Origin of the sequence: Ruminococcus sp. AM42-11, assembly GCF_003480145.1 — a bacterium.
Taxonomy (GTDB): domain Bacteria; phylum Bacillota; class Clostridia; order Lachnospirales; family Lachnospiraceae; genus Blautia_A; species Blautia_A faecis.
In genome coordinates this window covers 139,939-163,130 of the sequence record NZ_QUIO01000004.1, presented here as the reverse complement: position 1 = coordinate 163,130, position 23,192 = coordinate 139,939, and the positions used below count along the sequence as shown (strand labels likewise).

21 protein-coding genes and 4 pseudogenes are annotated in these 23,192 nt (G+C 46.6%); 6 read left to right on the top strand and 19 right to left on the bottom strand.

The window, feature by feature from the left end; translation table 11 throughout:
* Nucleotides 1–82: 82 nt before the first annotated feature.
* Nucleotides 83–304, bottom strand: a complete 222-nt coding sequence (locus DW904_RS04405) for a hypothetical protein (protein WP_243110295.1) — start codon at nucleotides 302–304, stop codon at nucleotides 83–85.
* Between the two features lie 107 nt (nucleotides 305–411).
* Between DW904_RS04405 and DW904_RS22730 the strand changes: the two genes are divergently transcribed.
* The 5 genes and pseudogenes from DW904_RS22730 to DW904_RS22720 all read left to right on the top strand — a co-directional run.
* Complete coding sequence (locus tag DW904_RS22730; protein ID WP_173716616.1) at nucleotides 412–579, top strand: hypothetical protein; 168 nt, start codon at nucleotides 412–414, stop codon at nucleotides 577–579.
* Nucleotides 580–663: 84 nt separating this feature from the next.
* Nucleotides 664–936 carry a type II toxin-antitoxin system RelB/DinJ family antitoxin gene (locus DW904_RS04400; RefSeq protein ID WP_118578232.1) on the top strand — a complete coding sequence of 91 codons (273 nt, stop codon included), beginning with the start codon at nucleotides 664–666 and terminating at the stop codon, nucleotides 934–936.
* Nucleotides 933–1,213, top strand: a pseudogene (locus tag DW904_RS04395) (type II toxin-antitoxin system YafQ family toxin). The gene DW904_RS04400 and the pseudogene DW904_RS04395 overlap by 4 nt, the downstream one beginning before the upstream one ends.
* A gap of 89 nt (nucleotides 1,214–1,302) precedes the next feature.
* Nucleotides 1,303–1,995: pseudogene (locus DW904_RS22725) on the top strand (phage tail tape measure protein); the annotation flags it as partial.
* 37 nt (nucleotides 1,996–2,032) lie between these two features.
* A pseudogene (locus tag DW904_RS22720) lies at nucleotides 2,033–2,392 on the top strand (recombinase family protein); the annotation flags it as partial.
* 526 nt (nucleotides 2,393–2,918) lie between these two features.
* On the opposite strand, the gene DW904_RS23555 reads toward DW904_RS22720, so the two are convergent.
* The 8 genes from DW904_RS23555 to DW904_RS04340 form a co-directional block, all read right to left on the bottom strand.
* Nucleotides 2,919–3,101: a hypothetical protein gene (locus DW904_RS23555; protein ID WP_243110293.1), complete on the bottom strand. Its 183-nt coding sequence runs from the start codon at nucleotides 3,099–3,101 to the stop codon at nucleotides 2,919–2,921.
* Nucleotides 3,102–3,502: 401 nt separating this feature from the next.
* A complete protein-coding gene (locus DW904_RS04370) occupies nucleotides 3,503–5,179 on the bottom strand; it encodes a recombinase family protein (protein ID WP_118578230.1) in 1,677 nt (558 codons plus the stop codon).
* Nucleotides 5,180–5,199: 20 nt separating this feature from the next.
* Nucleotides 5,200–6,204, bottom strand: a complete 1,005-nt coding sequence (locus DW904_RS04365; RefSeq protein WP_118578229.1) for a virulence RhuM family protein — start codon at nucleotides 6,202–6,204, stop codon at nucleotides 5,200–5,202.
* An 83-nt stretch (nucleotides 6,205–6,287) separates the two neighbouring features.
* Nucleotides 6,288–6,464: a hypothetical protein gene (locus tag DW904_RS22715; RefSeq protein ID WP_154667594.1), complete on the bottom strand. Its 177-nt coding sequence runs from the start codon at nucleotides 6,462–6,464 to the stop codon at nucleotides 6,288–6,290.
* Nucleotides 6,454–7,431: a MobV family relaxase gene (gene mobV / locus DW904_RS04360; protein WP_118578228.1), complete on the bottom strand. Its 978-nt coding sequence runs from the start codon at nucleotides 7,429–7,431 to the stop codon at nucleotides 6,454–6,456. Before mobV ends, DW904_RS22715 begins: the two co-directional genes overlap by 11 nt.
* Complete coding sequence (locus DW904_RS04355; RefSeq protein ID WP_118285490.1) at nucleotides 7,428–7,646, bottom strand: LLM class flavin-dependent oxidoreductase; 219 nt, start codon at nucleotides 7,644–7,646, stop codon at nucleotides 7,428–7,430. The genes mobV and DW904_RS04355 overlap by 4 nt, the downstream gene beginning before the upstream one ends.
* A 395-nt stretch (nucleotides 7,647–8,041) precedes the next feature.
* A complete protein-coding gene (locus DW904_RS04345; protein WP_118285491.1) occupies nucleotides 8,042–9,415 on the bottom strand; it encodes a phage/plasmid primase, P4 family in 1,374 nt (457 codons plus the stop codon).
* On the bottom strand, nucleotides 9,387–10,007 hold the full coding sequence (locus DW904_RS04340; RefSeq protein WP_118578227.1) for a CHC2 zinc finger domain-containing protein: 621 nt from the start codon (nucleotides 10,005–10,007) through the stop codon (nucleotides 9,387–9,389). The genes DW904_RS04345 and DW904_RS04340 overlap by 29 nt, the downstream gene beginning before the upstream one ends.
* Nucleotides 10,008–10,239: 232 nt before the next feature.
* Here DW904_RS04340 and DW904_RS04335 point away from each other — a divergent pair, with 232 nt between their 5' ends.
* The gene (locus DW904_RS04335; protein ID WP_243110292.1) at nucleotides 10,240–11,166 is read left to right on the top strand and encodes a helix-turn-helix transcriptional regulator; all 927 of its coding nucleotides are present in this window, start codon (nucleotides 10,240–10,242) and stop codon (nucleotides 11,164–11,166) included.
* Nucleotides 11,167–11,684: 518 nt separating this feature from the next.
* Here DW904_RS04335 and DW904_RS04325 read toward each other — a convergent pair.
* The 10 genes and pseudogenes from DW904_RS04325 to DW904_RS04280 form a co-directional block, all read right to left on the bottom strand.
* Nucleotides 11,685–15,062 carry a DEAD/DEAH box helicase family protein gene (locus DW904_RS04325; protein ID WP_118578224.1) on the bottom strand — a complete coding sequence of 1,126 codons (3,378 nt, stop codon included), beginning with the start codon at nucleotides 15,060–15,062 and terminating at the stop codon, nucleotides 11,685–11,687.
* 4 nt (nucleotides 15,063–15,066) lie between these two features.
* A complete protein-coding gene (locus tag DW904_RS04320) occupies nucleotides 15,067–16,053 on the bottom strand; it encodes a DUF4238 domain-containing protein (RefSeq protein WP_118578223.1) in 987 nt (328 codons plus the stop codon).
* Between the two features lie 98 nt (nucleotides 16,054–16,151).
* Nucleotides 16,152–16,736 (bottom strand): annotated as a pseudogene (locus DW904_RS04315) (DUF6602 domain-containing protein); the annotation flags it as partial.
* Between the two features lie 107 nt (nucleotides 16,737–16,843).
* The gene (locus tag DW904_RS04310; protein ID WP_118578221.1) at nucleotides 16,844–17,611 is read right to left on the bottom strand and encodes a hypothetical protein; all 768 of its coding nucleotides are present in this window, start codon (nucleotides 17,609–17,611) and stop codon (nucleotides 16,844–16,846) included.
* A 9-nt stretch (nucleotides 17,612–17,620) separates the two neighbouring features.
* The gene (locus DW904_RS04305; protein ID WP_118301701.1) at nucleotides 17,621–17,812 is read right to left on the bottom strand and encodes a hypothetical protein; all 192 of its coding nucleotides are present in this window, start codon (nucleotides 17,810–17,812) and stop codon (nucleotides 17,621–17,623) included.
* A gap of 9 nt (nucleotides 17,813–17,821) precedes the next feature.
* The gene (locus tag DW904_RS04300) at nucleotides 17,822–18,961 is read right to left on the bottom strand and encodes a restriction endonuclease subunit S (protein ID WP_243035601.1); all 1,140 of its coding nucleotides are present in this window, start codon (nucleotides 18,959–18,961) and stop codon (nucleotides 17,822–17,824) included.
* Nucleotides 18,958–20,490, bottom strand: a complete 1,533-nt coding sequence (locus DW904_RS04295) for a class I SAM-dependent DNA methyltransferase (RefSeq protein WP_118578219.1) — start codon at nucleotides 20,488–20,490, stop codon at nucleotides 18,958–18,960. Before DW904_RS04295 ends, DW904_RS04300 begins: the two co-directional genes overlap by 4 nt.
* Nucleotides 20,487–20,714: a helix-turn-helix transcriptional regulator gene (locus DW904_RS04290; protein ID WP_015564904.1), complete on the bottom strand. Its 228-nt coding sequence runs from the start codon at nucleotides 20,712–20,714 to the stop codon at nucleotides 20,487–20,489. Before DW904_RS04290 ends, DW904_RS04295 begins: the two co-directional genes overlap by 4 nt.
* A gap of 157 nt (nucleotides 20,715–20,871) precedes the next feature.
* Complete coding sequence (rlmD, locus tag DW904_RS04285) at nucleotides 20,872–22,512, bottom strand: 23S rRNA (uracil(1939)-C(5))-methyltransferase RlmD (protein WP_118578218.1); 1,641 nt, start codon at nucleotides 22,510–22,512, stop codon at nucleotides 20,872–20,874.
* Nucleotides 22,513–22,901: 389 nt separating this feature from the next.
* The gene (locus DW904_RS04280; RefSeq protein WP_173716615.1) at nucleotides 22,902–23,132 is read right to left on the bottom strand and encodes a hypothetical protein; all 231 of its coding nucleotides are present in this window, start codon (nucleotides 23,130–23,132) and stop codon (nucleotides 22,902–22,904) included.
* Between the last annotated feature and the right edge of the window lie 60 nt (nucleotides 23,133–23,192).

Genomic DNA, 23,192 nt, shown 5'->3' with positions numbered 1-23,192 from the left:
AAGATACAAAAATTGCCTGAGGAATGAAGCACATCAATATAACAAGCCCCAGCAAAAAGCCGGGGCTAATACTTCAATTATTTTAGGACATTTTCAAAAACGCTTGACAACCATTCGCAAAGTCGAAGATGTCTCGCACAATCGTTACTCTGTCTTTGTCATATTCCCCGAAGTTCTGAATCATGCAGCAGCCACCACCAACAACTACATATAAACGCATCAGCTCCGGATTGTATTCCCGTTCTCTCAGCTTATGAAAGATTTCTCTTGTGTAATCACTGGCAGCCTTACGGATTACAGCCAAATACTTTTCTCCGATGTCTGCTGTCCCGGTACGGATCACCTGTTCAATCTATAGAATGTCCAGACGGATGTGGAGTCTAAAAAAAACTTCACGAAACTGACCGCCCGATGACCACACCCTTGTTTCTGCTTCGCTGCGTACAGCTCGGAATCTCCAGCCGGGATCTGGATCTTCTTACGATTGGGATGGTGAACGACATGTACGCAGAAAGCAGCAATGATGAGTACAAAGGCTATGCGCAGATCGCTACGCAGAGGGATTTTGATGCATTTTAGCAAATTTATGCACCTTATATAATGACAGTGTATTGACATTAGACGCGCATTTGAGTATACTATACTTGAATGGAGGTGTTCTGTATGGCAACAACTAATTTAAATATTCGTACAGAGAAGGCAATCAAGGATCAGGCGGAGGAAATCTTCAATGAGCTTGGTCTGAATATGACAACTGCTGTAAATATGTTCCTGAGAACCGCTATCCGTGAGCATGGTATTCCTTTTGAATTAAAACTGGAAGTACCGAATGATACGACAGCCGCTGCCATTGAGGATGGCAGAAAAATGATGAAGGATCCTTCTGCTCCGCGTTATTCCAGTATGGATGCGCTTAAGGCAGCTCTCGACGTATGAAATACGACATTCAGTTTACCAATCAGTTTAAAAAAGATTTGAAGCTTGCCAAAAAGCAAAATAAAAATCTTGATAAGCTGTTTGAGGTAATCGATATTCTGGCGAATGGCGGTACGCTGGAAGCAAAATACAGGGATCATGACCTTACAGGAAACTACAAAGGCACGCATGAGTGTCACATCGAACCGGACTGGTTGCTCATTTATGAGATTCAGAACAACGTTTAGTACTCATGCTTTACAGGCTTGGTACGCACTCAGAACTATTCAAAAAATAGATTTAAAAAACAGAATAGCAATTCAGAAAGCATCTATCAGAAATGGTAGGTGCTTTTCTTATGCCCAAATCCAGGAAAGGAGGTGCGCTATGGCGGGAAGTAGAATCAAGGGTATCACGATCGAGATCGGCGGCGATACCACCAAACTTCAGACAGCCTTAAAGGGTGTCAATTCAGAAATCAAGAATACGCAGTCACAACTTAAGGATGTCGAAAAGCTCCTGAAATATGATGCTCTTCAGAGGGAGATCATCGAAACGGAAGAATATCTCAAAAAGCTGTAAGCGCAGGCAAATCAGTCTGCCACTGCTGTGCAGAAGATTGCTACTGCTGGTGAAAGCCTGAAGTCTGCAGGCGATAAAGTTTCCTCCACCGGCGAAAAGCTCCTTCCTGCCTCTGCTGCAGTTACAGCTCTTGGCGTTGCTGCTGTAAAAACAGCCTCCGATTTTGATTCTTCTATGAGCCAGGTAGCCGCCGTGTCTGGTGCAACCGGAGATGATTTCGATAAGCTCCGTGCAAAGGCTCATGAGATGGGTGCGAAAACCAAGTTCTCAGCATCCGAGGCTGCGGATGCTATGAACTACATGGCGATGGCCGGATGGAAAACCTCCGACATGCTGGATGGTATCGAAGGTATCATGAACCTTGCTGCGGCATCTGGTGAGGACCTCGCCACCACATCGGATATCGTAACCGATGCACTGACTGCATTTGGTCTGACAGCCAAAGATTCTGGGCATTTCGCAGATATCCTTGCAGCGGCAAGCTCTAACGCAAATACAAAGGCAATGGATGATTGACGACTGCGAAACCGAAAACATCGACATGATTATCACCAAGTCCATCAGCCGATTTGCCAGAAACACGCTGGACTGCCTGAAATACATCCGCCAGCTGAAGGATAAGAACATTCCCGTCTTCTTTGAAAAGGAAGCCATCAATACAATGGATGCCAAGGGTGAGGTTCTGATTACGATTATGGCTTCCCTTGCGCAGCAGGAATCATAATCCCTCAGCCAGAATGTGAAGCTGGGGCTCCAGTTTCGGTACCAGAATGGCCAGATACAGGTAAATCACAATCACTTCCTCGGCTACACCAAAGATGCAAATGGAAATCTCATCATCGATCCGGAACAGGCAGAGGTGGTAAAGCGCATCTACCGGGAATACCTGGAGGGTATTTTCTACATCCACAAACCAGAATTGTCTTAACACTGTGCTGTTTCTCTTTTCTTCCAACATATGAATCCATACATGTCATTAAGAAAAAATATCAAGAAATTTACAACCACTGGAATATACCCCGGGTCCTTAATTGATGCCAGTATCCATAAGATAATCAGCACGATGTCATTCGATGCATATCCCAAAGCATAATAGGAAGACCGTAACATAGTGAGTGATGCAGCAAAAAAACTTGTTACTACCGAAATGGTACTAAATATCAGATTCGGCGTGTTAAGTTTTTTTAGTAATATATAAAATGCAATTGTCACTGCCACATTGCAAAGAACAAGAACTCCTGCTCCTTTTCTTGTAATTTTTCGTATTTCTACTGTTCCATCACTACTGTTTCTCGCATTTTTCAGCCATGTCACAATCGACCAAACAGACATCGGAAGTGACATAAATAAGTAAGTAAACATCTCTCCCCAGTAGCGAAAACGGTATGATATTATCGCATACTGGATACAGAAAATCGTCATCAATATCGGTGCCCATACATTCCCTGTGCGGCAAATATCAGTGAAGTTACACCAATACAAGTTGCAGTAAGTGTCAAAGCATCTACTCTTCCTGCCATAATATTGGACATAACAACAATAGCAATAGACACGAACCAAAGTGCCCATTCTCTTTTGGTCATTCTTTTAAATGGATTATTCATTTTTCTAATTCCCTTCATACGTTGATTTGAGACAACAGGAAATTAGATATATTTTATACCTGTTGTCTCTTAAAATTGGATACCCTTTATATGCTTCTCTTGCGAAGCAATGGCACCCTTCTGCATATGAAGGATTGCATAATTACTTTCGTGAAATTGATAATATCCAAAAAACATAATTTTATCCTCTATAACGCTCTGACAAATCGCGATTCACCGAATTTTCCCTTGCCATCTAATCCACTGCCTCAAATCGTGACATCTAATCCGAGGTTACAACCTGACACACATTTTGCAGTAGATATGTTTCCATATAAAACAACCGAGCTTTTTCAGGAGTTAGGCTTCTATTCCCAACTTCCGAAAAAGCCCGGAAATACGCCGCTTTCTGGCACTTGATTTTATTTTCTTGACATCAAGACTACCGTCTCAATATGTGCATCGTTGTCCAAACTCAAGCTCATATCCTCCGCAATGATTGGGAGCTTGAATTTGATGGACTTGAGCCACTGACCGTTGGGCTGCCGTTCCTCATAAATCTGGACTTCGGAAAGCAGCGATTCCATAAGCTGCCGCTTTTCCTGATCGTCCATGATGGAATAGAGCTTATCAAAGAAAATCAGCACCTTGTAGATGTTGTCGCCCGTCAGCTTTTCCGCCTCAATCGCCATCTTCTTGGCTCTGGCAGCAACGAGCTGGTTTTCTGTATCCTCGATCTTATCATACATCTTGTAAAGCCGGTCATCAAGGTCTGCTTTGCGCTTCATGTAGTGCTTATCGTCTGGGTCGAGGGAATCAATCTCATCCATCAGCCGCGCCTTTACGGAATAGCTCTGCCGAAGCTGCTTTTCATGCGCTGCGATCTCCTGCTCAATGGCAGAGGTATCCACCTTCATGCTGATCTTTTCCTGCATCATGGCGGCGAACTTCGGATTGCTTACCAGCTTGACGATAACCTCCGCCACGGCGCTGTCCAGCAGTTCTTCGTTGATCTGCTTCTTGAAGTCGCATTTATGCCCGTGCGTCATCGTGCGGTGCTTGCAGCCGTAGTAATAGAAATCCTTGTATTTTGAGCCGTCCGCCTTGTGCTTGATGCTTTTGTTTCCGTACATTCCCACGCCGCAGACCGGGCATTTCACAATACCGGACAGCAGATGAATTTTGGTGTCCTTGCCCCTGTTGACGTGTTCGTATTTCTCCGCTTGTGCCAGCAGCTTGACCTGCGCCTCGTGCCATAGTTCTTCGGAAACGATTCCCTCATGCAGACCATCTACCAGCAGATAATCGTCCTGCTCCACCAGCCGGTAATCATTTCGGGTGCCATGCACCTTTTCCGTCCGGCGTCTGCCATAGGCGATTTTCCCGCAGTATACCGGATTTTTTAGAATCCTGCGGATCAACGCTGCATCGAATAAGGGATTTTTTCCGTTTTGCCTTTGAATTTTGTGAATCCCGTGGGTTGCAAGGTATTTTGCAAGACCATTTGCGCCGGTGTCCGTATGCACATACTGGTCAAAAATCACGCGGATTGCCGCAGCTTCTTCCTCGTTGATGATCAGCTGTCCTTTTTCCAGCTGATAGCCGTAGGGCGCAAAGCCGCCGTTCCATTTTCCTTCACGGGCTTTCTGGATTCTGCCCTCCATCGTCTGCACACGGATATTCTCACGCTCAATTTCAGCCACAGCGGAGAGAACAGAGATCATCAGCTTTCCGGCGTCCTTGGAGGAATCAATCCCATCCTCCACGCAGATCAGATTGACACCGAAATCCTGCATCACCTGCAAGGTGGACAGCACATCTGCCGCATTTCTGCCGAAGCGCGAGAGTTTGAACACCAGCACATAGGACACGCCGTCTTTACCAGACTTGATATCCTCCATCATGCGGTTAAACTCCACGCGCCCTTCAATGGACTTGCCGGATTTACCTGCATCTTCGTATTCACCCACGATCTCATAGCCATTGAACTCGGCATAGGCTTTCATTCTGGATTTCTGTGCATCCAGAGAGTATCCGTCAATCTGTATAGCAGTGGACACGCGAGTATAGATATAGACTTTTATCTTTCCTTTTTTCATCATATCTTCTCCGCCATAGTCTACTTTTTATCTGTTTTCTGCTCCAACAACTTGATGGAATCCAGATAATCGCGCTCAACTTCGCTGAGAGTACGGGCTTTGTATTTTCTGTACTCGCCGGTTGCTTTGTCGATAGCCTGCTTATGGCTGACGCTTCCGTTGCCAACCAGCAGCTGCTCTCCGCTCATGGTCAGAATCCGATCAAGATGCTCCGACCAGTCCTGCATGGTCATTGCCTGCTCCCGCTCCGCCTGTCGTTCCGCAAAATCCAGATATCCGGACACAAGCTGCCCCATAGCACGAAGCTCTTTCTCGTTCAGATAGTTCTTGGCAACTACCGCCTCTTTCAGCGTGGGCTGATTGCCCGCAAAGGTGGTCAAGCCCATAAATTCTTTCTCCGCATCGGCGCGTGTGTAAATGACCTCCGCCGCGGTTTGCCCATGAATGGCATAATGAATTTTATTTTGGACTTTCTTGAAAAACTGAACGGAGATTTCCGCCTTGGGATCATAGTCAATACTGGTCGCGTAGATTTCAAGCACCTGACGGTAAAACACCTTTTCAGAAGCACGGATATCGCGGATACGCTCCAGCAGCTCCTTGAAGTATCCACCGCCACCCAGATTTTTCAGGCGCTCATCATCCAGAGCAAATCCTTTTCGCATATACTCCTTCAAAATCCCCGTTGCCCAAATACGAAACTGCACGCCGCGCTGAGATTTCACACGGTAGCCGACAGAAATGATGACATCGAGATTATAGTAATCCACCTGATAAGTCTTACCGTCAGCGGCAGTTGTTGCAAAATTTGCAACAACTGCTTCTCGCTTCAATTCGCCCTCAGTGAAAATGTTCTTGATATGTCTGGAAATAGTAGATTTGTCACGCTGAAACAGCTCCGCCATCTGGTCAATGGACAGCCAAACCGTATCGCCATCGAAGGTCGTTTCGATCTTTGTCAAGCCATCCTCTGTGGTATAAATCATCATTTCAGAATTGTTCTGCTCATTCTCCCAGCGTTCCATTGTCACTTCACCTCGTTTTCTGCCATTGCAGGAGCTTTTGCTCCTGCAATGGCGGTTTGGACACTTATTTCATGACGATTATATCATGCCGCTTTCACGGGTTCAATATCGTTTTCGTGAATATTCTTATCAGCATCATCTTTTTCAGACACGGCTTCCTCTATAACGAGATTGGGCAGCGCGTCAAGATTCAGAACCACGGCATACTTTTCAATCAAATTTGCCAGCAAAGCGGCGAAACCGCTCCATTCATCTACCATAGGCGGTCTCCCTCTCTTTCTCCGTTCTGTGCGTATATGCCGCCAGCACTTCCTTCGGAATACGATCCAGCACGGCGACGGCATCCTCATAATCCCGATGCAGCTTGGCGTCAGCCAGCTTTTTCAAGGTGCTTTCCTGTGTAGCTTTGTCCAGCGACTGCTCCAACTGCTCCGTTTTCTTTTTCAGCTTTTTATTTTCGGCAGTTGTGACCGTGAACGCCGTATTGTACTTTTTTAGTGTCGTGTGCATCTGCTCCACAGCAGGAATATACTTGTCCAAAAAAGCGCCGATTTCTGCTGCTTTTCCTTTGGCATTGAACGCGTTGACGCCTGAAAGCAATTCTTCCAGCTTGGTCTTCTGCTTGGTCAGGCGAGTCATTTCCTTGAATACCCGCGGTGGGATATGGTCGCGTCCGGTTTCACTGGCACTCTCGCCGCGCTCCAGATCGGGGTATTTCTTCACCATATGCTCCCAAAACCTGTCCTGCCACTGCGTCAGCTTTTTCTTGTTGCCGACGATTTCCTTGGCGCTGAGCCGTTTGTCCTCCGTCAGCGGGACAAAGCAAAGGTGCATATGGGGCGTTTTCTCGTCCATATGCACCACGGCAGATATAATGTTTTTCGGGTCTTGGTGTTCCCGGATGAAGTCCAGTGCCTCCTGAAAATAGGCTTTGACTTCGCTTTTCTTCTTTCCCTTGAAGAACTCCGGGCTGGCTGTCACCAGCGCCTCCACCACGCGCACACTGTCTGACCTTGTGCGGCAGCCCGCCTCGGCGATCTGCTTTTCCGCTTCTGCGCGGTACTTGCGCTGCGGCGTCACCAGATGAAAATTGAAGTGACTGCGGGACGTGTCCACGTCGGGATTGCTGGCGTATTTCTCCTTGGTGCGCTCGTTGTGGGATTCGATGTGCCCGATCTCCGGCCCCTTGTACTTGGCAAAGCGGAGAATGGCGTACTGTGCTTTCATCGGCGCTCCCCTCGCTTCACCCACACGATGTCGCAGTCCAGCGCGTCGGCAAGCTCGACGACCTCTTTATAGCGGATGCTCTCCCGCTGCAACTTGGCGGACAAATTGGGAACGCTGTCCGACCAGCCATATTCATCATGTAACAGGTCAACAACTTCCTGCATGGTAAAACCGGCGCGAACGATCTGCGCCTTGATCTCATTGCGTACACTCATATTCAAATTCCCTCCAAAATTCAGATGATGAAAAAGCGAAGCCAGCACGCCATTCGGCGCATCCGCTTCGCTGTATCGTGAAAAATTCTATTGTCGTCAAATCCGCTCAGAATCGCCGTTATGATGTCCTGTTCACAGGTGGCACCTATCGACTTTTCTGTTCTGTGTGACTTTACTCTAAAACGTGTGATTCTCCACGCTTCCACGTACTCGCTTTGCTGTTCCGAGAAGCGCGATTCCGTGAAACCATTTCTGCCATCAGGCAAATAATTTACGGATTTCACTTGGCTTGATTTCGTGCCCGAAAATATAGGCTTTGCCGATCAGAGTTTTTCATATAGCGGCGTTTCAGGAAAGTAAAACGTACATACGTACACGGCGCAGTCGCAGAAAAATCATCGCCAGTCCTCCGGTACGTACGTATGCTCTGAAACATCAGAAAACCCGTTTATATTAGGTCTGGCAATCGCTTCAATACCGAAGAAGCCCCATACACGCCGTCCGGCAGCATTGGTGATCTTGTTGCAGTATTCAAGATTGTACTTGCTTTGGTTCGCAATCACGCTCTCGCTGAAGCTGCGGCGCTTTAACGGTGTCAGATTATTTTCCTCACACCACATCCGGTAAATTTCGTATAAGTCTTTAGAGCTGATGGTGCAGTCCGCCTTCAGCCGGATATAGCCCTCGGATTCCAGAAAATCAAAGACGTTGTTGCTATCCCGCTTGACTGCCTCCCGATTATCCCGCGTACGCTGGCTCTCTGTGAATTTGAAGTTGTTGGCAACCAGCCGCTGCAAGCCCTCAAACGCCCACAGGAAGATGCCCTCGGCTTCAGCTTTCATTTTCTCCGCAAGGTCGGGATCATCTATCCGTCCCACAGGCTTTTCCCTGGTGGTCAGTACAAGCTGGCGGCGGTAAAATCCGTCGCTTCGGTCATATAGCGCTTGCAGATCGCCATTGGAGAACGCCAGCAGCCGGGCAAACATCCAGCCCTGATAGCTCTGCTTACCCTTGCGCTCCAAATCCATTTTTCCTTGGGCGGTCACGATGGACTTGACATAGTTGGTCTGCCGCAGTGCTTCCATTCGCATATCGTCATCCACACACAACAGAATGTGTTCCAGATCCGCGCGGGCAAACCGGTTTTCAGAAATTTTACCGATGCTGCCGTCCTTCATGTTGCTGCCGAGAAGCGCCCCCAGCACAGCTCCGATCTGCGATTTTCCTTCACCACCGTTTCCCTTAATCACCATCATGCGTTGCCCCTTATTGCTGGGAATCAGGCAATAGCCAATAAACTCCTGTAAGGTTGGAATGTCCTCCGTGTAAAGAAGTCCATCCAGAAAGGAAAGCCACCGAACGGGAGCCGGTGCGTCAGGGCGGTATGCCACCGGCAGTCTGCTCCGTACAATGGTCGGTCTGCCCTCGGTGAAACTGCCGTCCAGCTTCAAAGTGCCGTTTGCCAGATGGACTCTATCTGCTTCCGGTGTAAAGTCCTCTACATGAGCTGCTAGCTTCATCACTTCCAGAATGTTGGTGATCTTTCGAGGGATATTGTTCACAGCGCAGCATTTCAGTTTCTCATAGATTTCGCCCCGGAGCGGCAGATCGTCGGTCACCCTGCCGTCCGGCGTGAAGAAAGCACCGTTGGCAAAGATGATTTTCCGGCTGTTCAGAAATTCATCACAGAACAGTGCCTCGTTAATATTCGTGCCGTCAAACCAGATGGGCGCGTCTAAATCAGCCGATTTCCGTTTCGTCACGGGCATCCACCTCCTTTGCCGTCCTTTTCAGGCGTTCTTCCAGCCGGTCGATCATGCCGTCCTTTTGAAGCATATCCACAGTTTTCACACGAGCCTCCAGCTCCGCAAAGGTTAAAATATCTGTCAGATCCTCGATATAATCGAGCATCTGGCAGGCTTCCACAAAGCGGTCATCAAGAGTATCCTCCGGCGTTTTGGGTGCGTACTGCATCTTCCAATGCTCCAAAAGATGCAGATAATCGCACAATATCCGCTGACAATGCAGCGTCTCATTCTGGAACGTCTTTGCCAGCGGATATTTTGTTTTCCGCAGCGCTGCCGCAGCCGGAGGCTTGTCCGGGTCGATCCCAAAGTCATCCGCCAGCTTTTTCGCTGCGTCATAGCTGCTCAGGTTGAACAGCTTTGCCACAAGGTCGATCACGTCACCAGTTGCCCCACAGCCAAAGCAGTAAAAGTAATCCTCGTTCAGCTTCATGCTGGGTGTACGGTCATTGTGGAAGGGACAGCAGACCATGCTGCCACGTTTTACTTCCAATCCATAGTATTCGGCAGCCTCTTTTACGGAAACTGCCATCTTGACTTGTGTAAATAAATCCATACCTGTTTCCTCCTATAAAATAATTGAACTTCGCCGTTCTACCCGATGCCGTTCCTGCCCGAGTCCTTACCCTGGCGTTGTCTCTTCCTTGGTACGCTGAATGCGATACTTCTCTGGAAAGCATATCCTCATCGGACGGTCATGAAATTTTCAAGGTGCTGCGTGGTTTACGTCTAAATTTTAGTAAGAAAACAGGCTCTTTCCCGTATATCCGAGAGGTAGGAAAAGTTGGATGAAAGTAGGATTTTTCCACGCTCTTAGACAAAAGCGAAAAAGCATGATACAATACAGAAAAAGCTGCAAAGGAGGCTGGTGTATGCAGGTTAAGCTGACAATCGGGGAACGTTTGAAGGATTTACGAACAGCACAAAAGCTGACGTTGGAGCAGCTTGCCGCCGAGGTGGGCATCTCAAAATCCGCACTCGGCAAATATGAATCGGATAACGGCAAGGACATCAGCCCGTATAGCATTTTGGTGCTGGCTGACTATTACGGTGTTTCCTGCGACTATCTGATGGGGCGGACGGAAACAAAAAATCACCCAAACACAGCTCTGCATGAGCTGCATTTGGGTGATGCTTCGATTGATGTATTGAAAACGGGCAAGTTCAACCACCGGCTGCTGTCGGAGCTGATCTGCCACAAGGATTTCCAGCGGTTCATGCTGGACGCTGAGATTTACGTTGACCGGATCGCGGATATGCGGGTCAACGATATGAATGCCGTGCTGGAAGCTGTCCGGCAGATGGCATTGATGAAAAATGGCGGCGAAGAAAATGACCTGCATCTGCGGACATTAGAAGTGGCGCAGATTCGGGAAGATGAATATTTCGGAAGCCTGATTGCGGATGATCTGAAAGGTATCCTTCGTGACATTCGGAGTGAACACCGCCCCGACACCATGACGGCGGATGAAATCTCCCTTGCAGCAACTATGCAGGATCAGTTACAGGATGCGATGAACTTTGAGGGAAGCTCCGAGGAAAAGAAAGCGAAAGCACTGCTTTCCACATTGGGGATTGATTACGATGCCATCACAATGGAACAATTTGTCAACTTGATCGAGGTACTAAAGCTGTCCAAACACCTGAAAACTCCCATCAGCCAGCGTGGGAAAACGACCATGACCCACGGCAAGGGAAAGCGGAAGAAACGCTGAAACAAAGGCAGCGCTGTGGTGGGACGAAGGCTTTTATATACCTCTGCTTCCTTTTCCGGACAGGCGGATTTTGTTTCTCAAAAATCCTGCGTTTGTGCTGTAGCTCACATCACAAAATCCGCCTGTCCTACTGCCGCGAAAAAGCGTTTGCCGCCACCCTCTGCCGCACCGCAGAGTACACCGTCAACCCCTTTCCCACGTCAGACGGAAGCAAAGGTATAACACACTAGACTTTCCGAAGGAAAGTCGTGTGCCAAGGAAGGCACTGCCCTCCTTTGGAAACCTCCCGCCAAGGGGAACGCTGTTCCCCTCTAGACTCCCTTTGCCAACAGGGATGCTACTCGCCCCTATTGGATGACCCAGAGCCAAAGGGGCTTTGCCCCTCTGGACACCTCGCCTGTCCGTGCAGTGGCTATCCATCCTGCTCCTGCACAATGGTGCCCCCATACCCGAACAGAAAAGACCAGGCACGAAAATCCACCCAGAATAAGGGTGAATTTCCGTGCCTGGTTCATTGTTTATGACGCTGTAATTTGAACCGCGTTTTCTCGAACCTGATTGATAGTCTCCATCAAAGCGGTTCTGGTTTTTGCATCAAACAATTTGATAAAACTGATTGGCTTGTCAAACGGTGGCTTGGTCAGCTCTGCGACATTTTCCATATATCCGTTCAACTCAATATGATTGATGATTTTGTTTACAAAAGCAATCTGCTTTTGATTCAGAGATTGGTCATTGATAAAAGCGGAAAACGCCTGCATAGCCGCTTCATGATCTAGCTTAGCGATCTTGCGAATGAGCAAGCCAAAGGGTGTGTCGCCAAACTCTCGGGCATAATCTTCTTTGCTGCCCAATTCGCTAGTTAGCACCCGCTCCAGTTCCTGATAATCGCCCATAGCCAGCGGAATATTATGGGTCAGCTTATATATGGCCAGCGTATTTCCATGCTCGTTCACATAGCGATTGACCTTGGCACGGTAGTCTTCAAAGTCATAGGCAGCTTCCAGCTGGACACCCTCCTGACTGTCAATAATCGGGTCAGTCAGCTTTGTGACAATCTGCCTCTGTGCTACGCCACCTTCATCTAAAAATCGAATCAGCTCCCGCAGCTCCTTCCGAACCTGCTCAAACAGCAAAATATCATTCGCGTCCCAAAATGCATCGGTGTGAATCTCCTGAAGCATGGGCAACTTTGCCTTGATCTGCGGAATGCTGGCCTTACGTTCCAGTAGGGAAGCGGTGTCGCACAGTTGCTTTTTTGCATACTGGAAAGCGGGCATCTGCTCGATGTGTGCCAGAATTAGGCCATACATGAAATTATCAAACCGCTTTGCAAACTCGTCAGCCTCGTCTGAGCGTACCAGAGGTGCAATCTGTGTGAGCAACTCGCCCTTGTCACCTTCGCTTATGGACACGAAGGCTTCCGGCTTTTTATATTTCTCCACATACTGCATCCGCAATTTTACGGCAATCAGGTCTGAGTTGAGCGCCAACACCTGCTTGTGACAGGTGTTGACAATCTCCTTGCGCCATGCCTGATAATCCTCACCGCCAAAGGTGTTTTCCTGCAGCGCCATGGCGATTTTGATTTGTTTGCCGAAGATGTTTTCCGACAGCGTTTTGGTTTCTCTGGTTTCGTAGCCTTCTTTGTGCTGCCGGAAGTATTCGAAGTTGCCGCAGTAGTCAAAAATCAGAAAGCGCCGCTTGTCGGTATAGGTTCCGTCAATCTGGTCCACGCAGGCCAGCCCTTTGCATAGCCGGGTGCCGCGGCCAATCATCTGCCAGAACTTTGCCTTTGACCGAACCTTTTTGAAAAACACCAGATTGACGCATTCCGGCACGTCGATGCCGGTGTCCATCATGTCCACCGATACGGCAATGTGCGGTTCTTTTTCCGGCTGCTTGAAATCATCAATGATGGTCTGGGCATAGGCGTCGTCGCAAATGACCCGCTGGGCGAAGCTGCCCCGGTACTGGGGGTACAGCTTATTGAACCGCTCCAGAATAAACTCCGCGTGGCGTTTGTTCTGGGCAAACAGGATGGTTTTCCCCAGACGGTCGCCGCCCGCCACCTTGATACCCCGGTCCATCAGGTCTTGCAGTACGATGTCCACGGTGGTTTCGTTGAACACAAATTTATTGAGGGCAGCAGAGGGGATAAAGTCTGGCAACTGACCGTCTTCGATGAAATCATCCTCATATCGCTCTTTGTCCTCTTCGGACAGATCATCATAGGAGATGCCTTCTTCCAGAAAACGGGTCTTGACCTCGTAGTTGTAATAGGGAACCAGCACATGGTCCTGTTGCACCGCCGTTTCATAATCATAGGCATAGGTGGGCACGCCGTGTTCCATCTCGAAAAAGTCGTAGGTGTTCCGATCCACATCGGTCTTCGGCGTGGCGGTCAGACCCACCATGAAGGCGTCAAAATATTCAAAGATGGCCCGGTACTTTTTGAAGATGCTCCGGTGGCTTTCGTCAATGATAATCAGGTCGAAGTGCGCCGGAGTAAACAGCTGCCGCCCGTCCTTGGACTTGGTGTCATCAATGGCGTTGAGGATGGTCGGATAGGTGGAGAACACAATGCGGGCGTTCCGGTCGTCCTTGTTGGAGCAGAGGTTGCACAGGGACATATCCGGCAGATAGTTCTTGAAATCGTCCTTTGCCTGCTTCACCAGCGCGGTGCGGTCGGCCAGAAACAGAATGTTGGTCACCCATTTGCCTCGGCTGAGCACATCGGTCAGGCTGGACGCGGTTCTGGTTTTGCCGGTGCCGGTGGCCATCACCAGCAGATGCTTGCGGAACCCCTGCGTAATCTGTTCGCACACCGCTCGGATGGCTTCCTTCTGGTAATACCGGTCAGTGATTTTGTCATCAATGGAAACGCTCATCAAATCCATCCGCTCGGTGCGCCGGTTCATCAGCTTTTGCAGGTCATCCTTGCTGAAAATGCCACTGACCTTCCGTTGCGGGGCGGTCTGGTCATCCCAGAAGTAGGTTTCAAAGCCATTGGTGGTGAACATCATGGGGCGGCGGCCAAATTTCCGTTCCAGACAATCCGCATACAAAACCGCTTGTTTGCGTCCAATGTTTGGGTCCTTGCTGGTGCGCTTGGCTTCCACCACCGCCAGGGGCAGGCCGTCCTTTCCAAACAGCACATAGTCGCAGAAGCCAGGCTGACCTGGCATCCCGGCCATATCCTCCACACGATACTCCTCCTGTACATCAGCATCTGGGCCGGTGAACTTCCAGCCCATCAGTTTGAGGTCCACGTCGATGTAGATTTTGCGGGTCTTGAATTCCGAGAGGTCCTCCGGCTGGAAGGTGCGTTCCTTCTGATGCTGCTCCTTTTCGGCGGTGTATCGGGTGGACATCTGCTCGATTTGCTTGCGCAGCGCCTCGATCTCGGCATCTTTCTGGTCCAGCAGACTTTCCTGTTCCTTGATTTTCCGGGTGTCCACCGCCACCTTTCCGGTGGGGACAAGATTCTCGTCGAAGGTGCGCTCCTGATAGTCCGCGCCATAGCAATAGTCGATCCACTGCACAAACTCAAACAGACCGCGCAGAGAAGCAAGCGCATCACTTGGCTGAACGCTGCGCTCGGTATGTACCGCCAGATTGCCCAACTTGATGATAAAAGGCATCTTGCCCCAAGTGTCGGAGTCCACAGCGAAGCGGAAAGTTGGCTCATGAATGAGGGATTGCAGATTGTCTTTGTAGGGCATTTTCATGGACTTGTCCGCTGCATATACCCATTTTACTGCCAGCTCCAATGCCTTACGGCAGCCTACTGCACACATGGCAGGAGCAGAAACATAAATTTTCTCAGCTTCCATGCAGGCGGGGGCGAAGAGGGCATATTCAGTTTTGGCTTTGAGAAAGGAGAAGTTAGTCATCACATCATCTCCAGTATTTTATTTCTTTTGAACTCATCATGTCCTCATATTGTTTCAACGCGGTTTCCTTATCTGTATGAAGTAGTTGGTAAACCTGTTCATCATCTTCTTTTTCGGCATCTATTGAAAAATCAATATACGATAATAAGTCTATACGGTTAGAAATTAACAGCTCTTTATTTATCTGCTTGCTGTTCATGCGCTTTACACTGTTGTCATCAATTATGATTATTCTGGGAACGCGCTGAACAGTATCGACAAACGCCAAAAATAATTCTGGCGTAATTGGCATACCAAGCAAGTCATATTCTATACCATCTTTTTCACCGTAAATATTGACTACCGGCATATCGCTTGTAACAAATACGGAACCTTTGGCTTTAAAAATACACAGTTGCGATTCCTTCATTGTCTCAGCCAAAGCCCGAGGAAACAAGCCAACATCCGGAGCAATGTTTATCTTCAAAAACTCGTTTGCCAGCATGGACAGGTAAACATTTTGCGGTACATCAGGAAAAATGTCCTTTACATGTTTAATATGCTGCGGATCATTTTTGTATTGTGTATCAATAATATAATTTGACAGATGTACAAAAACAGGGTTTCTAAACAGTAGTGATGACATAAATTGCCTTAGTTTATCAATTTCCACCCGCGCCAACTCAAATTCATCTGAATCTCGTAAAGCATTTTTTATCTTTGAGATAATTGTTGCATATTCGCCTTCCAGTTCGATAAAACTGTTCTCGATCTCATTTGGTGCTGCAAAAACATGAGTTTTGCTATCTGGATCAATTGCAATTTGATCATATAGGAAAGAACGACAGCAAATATTGTCGATTGAAACCATTTTTGCATTTTCATCATTAGCAAAAACAACATAAACTTGTTCTGATTTTTGATTACTCACAGAAAAGTTTTTTAAGTAAGCCTTGGGGACATAATGTTGTTTTCTCGTGATTTGCTTGTCTAAAACCTCTGTATATTCCATGACAATGTTGCTCCCACCAATATTTCCTATATTCAAATCTTCTCAGCATCGCGGTCTCAGCACTAAAACCGATCAAGAAATCATCATTTTATCTAGCCCTAATTTTGCAAGCTTTGTATTAGCCTAGAAAAATTTTGCATTATTGGAAAATGGTTATCTAGCACATAGAACTGCCGATCTTGCCCATCCTTCAAGAAGAATACTTGTTTATCTCGTGCTGAGCTAGTTAGGCTCTCCCTATGTAAGCATACAAAATAGTCTAATGTCTTTTCTTCTGGAAGCCGTTCCTGGATATATCCTTTTGTACTTCTGTCATATTTATAACCAAACTCTTTATATAATCGTTGTTTTCCAATACGAGTTTTAAAAGCAAACATCGCTAATTTTATATGTTTTGTTTCATCATGCAATTGGAAAAATTTATTTTTTTCAATCGTTTCTGTTAAATCATCCAAGGTAGCATTTCCCTTGACTTCTATAACCATTATGCAATCATTTGGTTCAACCAGGAAAATGTCTCCAGCTAGTTGACGTCTATAAAAATTTTTCCTACATACGATGATGTCACATTGTGGGCTTTGATGATTGGCCCAAGCAATAAAGCCGGTAACAAATTCTAGCATTTGAAACCGTTCCTGGAGACATTTTTTGAGAATGTTTTCTCCACATCTACCCATCTCAGCATGATGTTTTACTTTTCAGCTATAAAATATTTGCAAAACAGAAGTTCCTCCGAATATTCCTCATATATCTTTGTAACATCTTCTTCCATAATAGACCTCTCACTTGCTTAAAACTTTTGTTTAGAAGTCTTTTTGAGCATTTGATAGCCTTCTGTTCCGCTAATTTCAAGCATCGAATATTTCTTTAGCATTTTCTCTAAACTTATACGAATTTGGACAGGGGTATAAGAAGTTAATGCCCCTTGGTTAATGATAGACTTCGTCCAAATTCTTTGCTGATTATAGAGGCTCCAAAAACGATTCATATCAAAATTGGGATTCTGTGCCGCTATTTGTTGCACCATTGCGTTAAGCGTATTTCGATCTGCTTCTGAAACGCCTTGCGGAATCATATTTCCCATAGCAGAAGTGATATTTTGCGCTGTAACTCCGGTACAAGCATTATTAAGATCGGCCACAATAAACTGCGATTCTATATTTGCCAAAACATTTTGTGTTATCTGAAAGGAATTCTTTTGGAAAGCCTTCATGAGCATCTGTTGTTCCTGAATCTCTGACACATACTCATATAGTTGATTCAGTGCTGTATAGCTGGTCGCGTCCATTTTTCGGACAAAGTAATGTTTGTACTTGTTCCAATAATCCGTATCCATCAAGGGTAGTGATTCATAGAACGCCGTTTCGTTTAATTGTCCGTCAACAATGAAAGTAGAGATTTCCCTTAACCGCTCCTGGAATTCATCGATTTGAAGGACGATAAGAGAAGCTGCATCAATCTTTTTCTTCCGTTCCTGCAATATGTAAGTTGCAAGGGCAAAGCTACCTACGATAATAAGCAAAATGTTTGCCCAGTTATCTTTTATAAACTCTAACATACTTTATATTCACCTCAGATACTGGCGTAGTATTTGACTCAAAACCATAACATTTGCTGCTCCAAATAACTCCTCTGCCAACATTTGCTGCTGTTGAGGGGATAATTTTTGAATTGATCTCATTGCCTGAATCAAATCCTGCTTTGCTTTTTTATAATCGTCTGTGGGTTCCATCCCCAGTGTTAATTTATATTCTTCCATTTTCTTACCTCACCCAAAGTATTCCTGCATCAGCGCCTTTTTCAACGTTTCAAGCTTTTCGAGGCTGCGGCTGATGGTGGTTTTTGTTTTCTCCGTTTTGCTGACGAAAGAAGCGAACTGTTGTTGACTTTCTATGTCAGGCAACATCACTTTGAGTTTTTTTATCATTGTTATAGATAAATAGGCAACAGTTGAACCTGCCTGCATGGAATCTATTTGCTTTCTAAATCCTGGCATTGTAAACAGATACGAAATATATAGCGGGGTTACACCATCCATATATCCAGAAAGCCAGCTAATCATCCCGTCTTGAAAGTAAAATCTATCATTTACTTTTACAATATAACATTGCCCAAGTGTTCCTCTTGAAGTTATCAATATATCACCAGGGGCAGGAACTTGTCCTTGCGTCTTGAGTTCTTTATACCGTTCTTCAGGTATATATAACTCAGGGGTAACTGTTCCTGTGGTGATTAGGCTGGTTAAATCAGAAATTCTCCAAAAAGGGACACCCGAAGAAGATTGTTCGCTTTGATAAATACGCTTACTTGAACCTACAGAACATATTTTAGACATCGGCAAAACACGCCAATTTTTGGTGTTAGTTTCTGAATCTCCAAAAATCTCCATAAACCTTGCCTTGATCATCTCATCCAGCTTATCCAGCTGCTGTTGACGTTTCGCAATCAGGTCGCTCACTTTGTCCAGAATCGCCGCGATTTTGCGCTGTTCGTCAATGGGTGGAAGGGGAATTTCTGTTTCAGAAAGTGTTTTTTTATTAATGGCCTTGAATGTACTTCCAGTACCTTTGGAATTTAGTTCGTCAACCTTACCTGATAACGCATGCCATAAATATTCCTGAGCACAAATATCCTCGTTTACCGTTAAAGCAGCTAACCCTCGGCCTATACAGCATTCACAATTTGCGATATTCAACGCGCCAATTGGTGCACGAACAGAGATTAAAATATCTTTTTCCCGTGCTATTTTGGTTGGCTCAGAGCACCACATACGAACCGCAGGATAAATCTCTCCAAAATCTGCATTTCCCTGAAAAAACGGAAGGCCGTTACCATCTTCGTTGTATGTGGAAGAATCCGGAGACTGTCCCATATTTATCGCACAAATTTCTTCTAACCTCGCCATCATAGCATCTCCTCCAATTCCGCCAGCCCTGCGGTAATCTCCAGTTCCAGCTCATGCAGGTCTGCCATCAGTTCTGTGATAGAGGGGTACTCCACCGGCACATACTCCACCTTTTTGTACTTGTTGATGGACAGGTCATAGTCGTTGTCTGCGATTTCCTGTTTCGGCACAAGAAAGCTCTGCTCTGTGCGCTGGCGGTCAGCTTCCTGGTCCAGATGGTGGAACCGCTCGATGATGTCGGGAATGTCATTTTCCGCAATTTCGCTGCGCTTGTCGTCCAAGGAAAAACCGTCGGCTTTCATATCATAGAACCACACATTTTCCGTGCCGCCCGCTCCGGTCTTGGTGAACACCAGCACCGCCGTGGACACGCCCGCATAAGGCTTGAACACGCCGGAGGGCATAGAGATCACCGCCCGCAGCTGATGGTTCTCCACCAGTTCTTTGCGAATAGCTTTGTGCGCCTTGGAGGAGCCGAAAAGCACGCCGTCCGGCACGATGCAGGCGCACTGACCACCCTTTCTCAGCATCCGCAGGAACAGGGCCAGAAACAACAGCTCGGTCTTTTTGGTGTTGGTCACGGCTTTCAGGTTGTCGTTGATGCTTTCCGCGTCCACGGTGCCCTTGAAAGGCGGATTTGCCAGACACATGGTAAACTTGTCGCTGATCTGGTTCTGCTTGGAAACGCTGTCCTTGTAGTCAATCTCCGGGTGGCTGATGGAGTGCAGCATCAGGTTCATCGCAGAAATGCGCAGCATGGTGCGGTCTGTGTCAAAGCCGGTGAAGGCATCCCCAGCAAAGTGCTCCCACTGCTCGGAAGTCATGGTATCCTCGTAGTGGTTGCGAATGTACTCCGCGGCGGAGACCAGAAAGCCTGCCGTGCCGCAGGCCGGGTCGCAGATGGTGTCGTTCGGGGTGGGTTGCAACAACTCCACCATCATTTCCCGGATGTGCTTGGGAGTGCGAAACTGGCCGTTCTGCCCAGCGGTAGCCAGTTTGCCCAGCATGTACTCGTACAAGTCGCCCTGCATATCCAAATCGGCAATGTCATGCTCATACAGGTCATCCAACCCTGTGATGATTTTTTGCAACACCTGCGGCGTAGGAATCAGGAACATCGCATCGCTCATGTACCGGGCAAAGGCCGTCTCATTCTGCACATCACTGCTGGAATCGTCGGCGATTTCCACCAGTTCCCCCTGCTCGGTGAAGTCCGGCAGGCGGCCATGTTTCATGTTTTTGATGGCAGGGAAGACCCGCTGGGAAATTACATTGAAAATATCGCGGGGATCGTTGTTCTTGAATTTACTCCAGCGCATGGACTGTCCAACGGCGGACTGGGGGAAAATCTTCTCCATCTTCTCGCCAGTCATATGCTCAAATTCTTCCGTTTCCAGCTCTTTTTCGTCCAGAGAGCGGATAAACATAAGATAGGTCAGCTGTTCGATGACGGTTAGAGGATTGGTAATGCCGCCCGCCCAGATGTCCGTCCAGATTTTATCTACTTTATTTTTAATCACACCTGTAATCATGCATCTATTCCTCCGTTTTCTGTATCAGGGATAAATTCCATCACGTCTCCGATATTGCATCCCAGCATGGTGCAGATTTTTTCCATGCTGTCCATGGAGACAGGCTCACCTTTACTTAATCGTGCTAAAACATTGGTGCTGATTTTTGCACGGTGCATCATGTCGGTTTTGCTCAAACCATGATCGATCAACTGTTTCCACAGCCGATTGTAACTGATTGCCATCCCGCACCTCCTGATTTTTTCCTATTTACTAGTATAACGGATATTGTGCTAAAAGACAAATAAAATTCACGAAATCGTGAGCTATTGATTGGCAAAAACGTGGTCTGGATATTGGAATCCCAGACCACGTTTTGCTTTGAGCAAGACAGGCTTGCCATCAAATCATTTGAAAATGCTTTAGTGCATCCATAATTGCAGCTTCCTTTTCCGGCGGGCACTGTGGTACTTTCGCGTCTTCTTTCTTTGACAGATTATAATTCTGCCCCACATCTAGCCCGCACTTCCGCTTAACCTGGGAGATATACAGGCTGGACACCTTCAATTCATGCTTTTCCAGTACATACCCCTTGATTTCATCATAAGTGGCCTTACTCTCCGCAGCAGTCAAATCCAGCTCGTCCATCTTTACTTCGATCTCGATATGTTCCTTACTTTTAAGTTTGGACAATAAACATACCGTCTCAACATGCACCGTCTCACAAAACTGATCCACGCTGCAGCTGCGCTGAACCTCATAACCAGCTGCCAGAAATGCAGGTAAATCTCTTGCAAGACTTGTTGGTTTGCAGGAGATATAGACGATGTTTTCTACTCCATATGCCAGGATCTTCGGCAGCGCTTTGGGGTGGATTCCATCGCGAGGGGGATCCAGAATGATCATATCTGGTTTTTCAGTAAGATCGTCCAGGACTTTCAGGACGTCACCTGCGATGAAACGGCAATTGGTGAGACCATTTAAGGCGGCATTTACTTTTGCAGCTTCCACAGCTTCCTCAACAATTTCCACGCCGATAACCTCTTTCGCAACAGAAGCAAGAAGCTGGGCAATAGTTCCAGTACCGCTGTAGAGATCAAATACTTCTTTGTCCTTGGTGTCACCAATGTAATCACGCACAATAGAGTACAATACTTCGGCTGCCAGTGAGTTTGGCTGGAAGAAGGAAAATGTACTAATCTTAAATCGCAGACCCAGCAACGTTTCATAGAAGTAATCCTGTCCATAAAGCAATCTGGTTTCATCGCTCTGCACCACATCAGACAGAGAATCATTGATAATGTGCATAATTCCCACGATTTTTCCCTCCAGCGGAAGAGCCAGAAGCCTTGATACCAGCGGCGCATAGTCGTACTCTGCCTGGCTTGTGGTGATCACATGTACCAGAATTTCACCAGAGGTCACACCGCGGCGCAGAAGCAAGTGGCGCAGATAACCAGTATGCTGCATTTTCTTATAATGCACAGCCCCAAGCTCTGTAAAAAAGTCCAGCACACTGGAAAGGATCGCTGTCATATCCGGATGCACCAGCTTGCAGTCAGAAGCTGTCAGTACGTCGTAAGTGCTGCCTTTCTTGTGCAAACCAAGAGAAAGAGGACCATCTTTATATTCATCTCCAAAGGAAAATTCCATCTTATTACGGTAACCAAATTCAATAGGACTTCCGTGGATTCCTTCCCAGTGAAGGTCTGTATCACTACCTACTGCCTCCTGGAGAAGTCCTTTCACCTGAGTTTCCTTCATTTTTAACTGTTCTTCGTAGGACATTGTCTGGTACATGCAGCCACCGCATGCCGGAAAAATCTTACATACAGGCTCTCTTACCTCAAGGGGAGAATCCTCCAGAACCTCCAAAAGCCTGCCTTCTGACCTACCCGAGCGCTTCTTATTGATCATAAAGCGAACTTTCTGACCTGGAATTCCATTTTTTACAATTACTTTTTCTCCATCTATGTTCACATATCCCTTGTTGGGGAAATCAACTTTCTCGATAATTCCTTCGTAAATCTCTCCTTTTTTCATAAATCCTCCATAAAATAATTATATATAGATCGTAACTATTCCGCAGCTATCTTTTATATATAATGCTGTCGCTAATGGATTACTGTTCACTGGTAACGTTCCGCGAGGTGTTTTTTTGTGAACAAAGTTCACAGAAAACCCGAAAATTGCGGCGCGAAATCATGTAAATGCATGATTTCTATGCATCGCGAAGCGTATTACTATGAAGATACAGAACAATTACCTTAAATCAAAATAAGGTATACGGGGGAGCATAACTGCTATATGCCCGTATACCTTTTCATTTAATATGCACTCACTTATAAAAAATCCCCGAAATTATCCACATCCAAACCAGATTTGTATTCCAAAAATTGTGGACGACCGTGGATATCCGCTAAACGCCTTACTTATTTCTCCTCATCCTCGAAATAATCGTCATAATCATCATCAAAGTCTTCCTCGAAGTCTTCAAGATAATCCGGTGCGAAGAAGCGATATACTGCAAATGCAATTCCTGCAACAGCAGCTACAGCGCCAATGATAGCCAGTACCCAGAGGACTGTATTCTTCTGCTTCTCATCTTCTTTTTTCTTAAGTAATGATAATAATTCCTCGAGCTTATCCATTTTAATGTTCATGTGATACCATCCTCTCTTTCAAAGTACTCATTAGGTTTATTTATTATACCACTTTTGCAA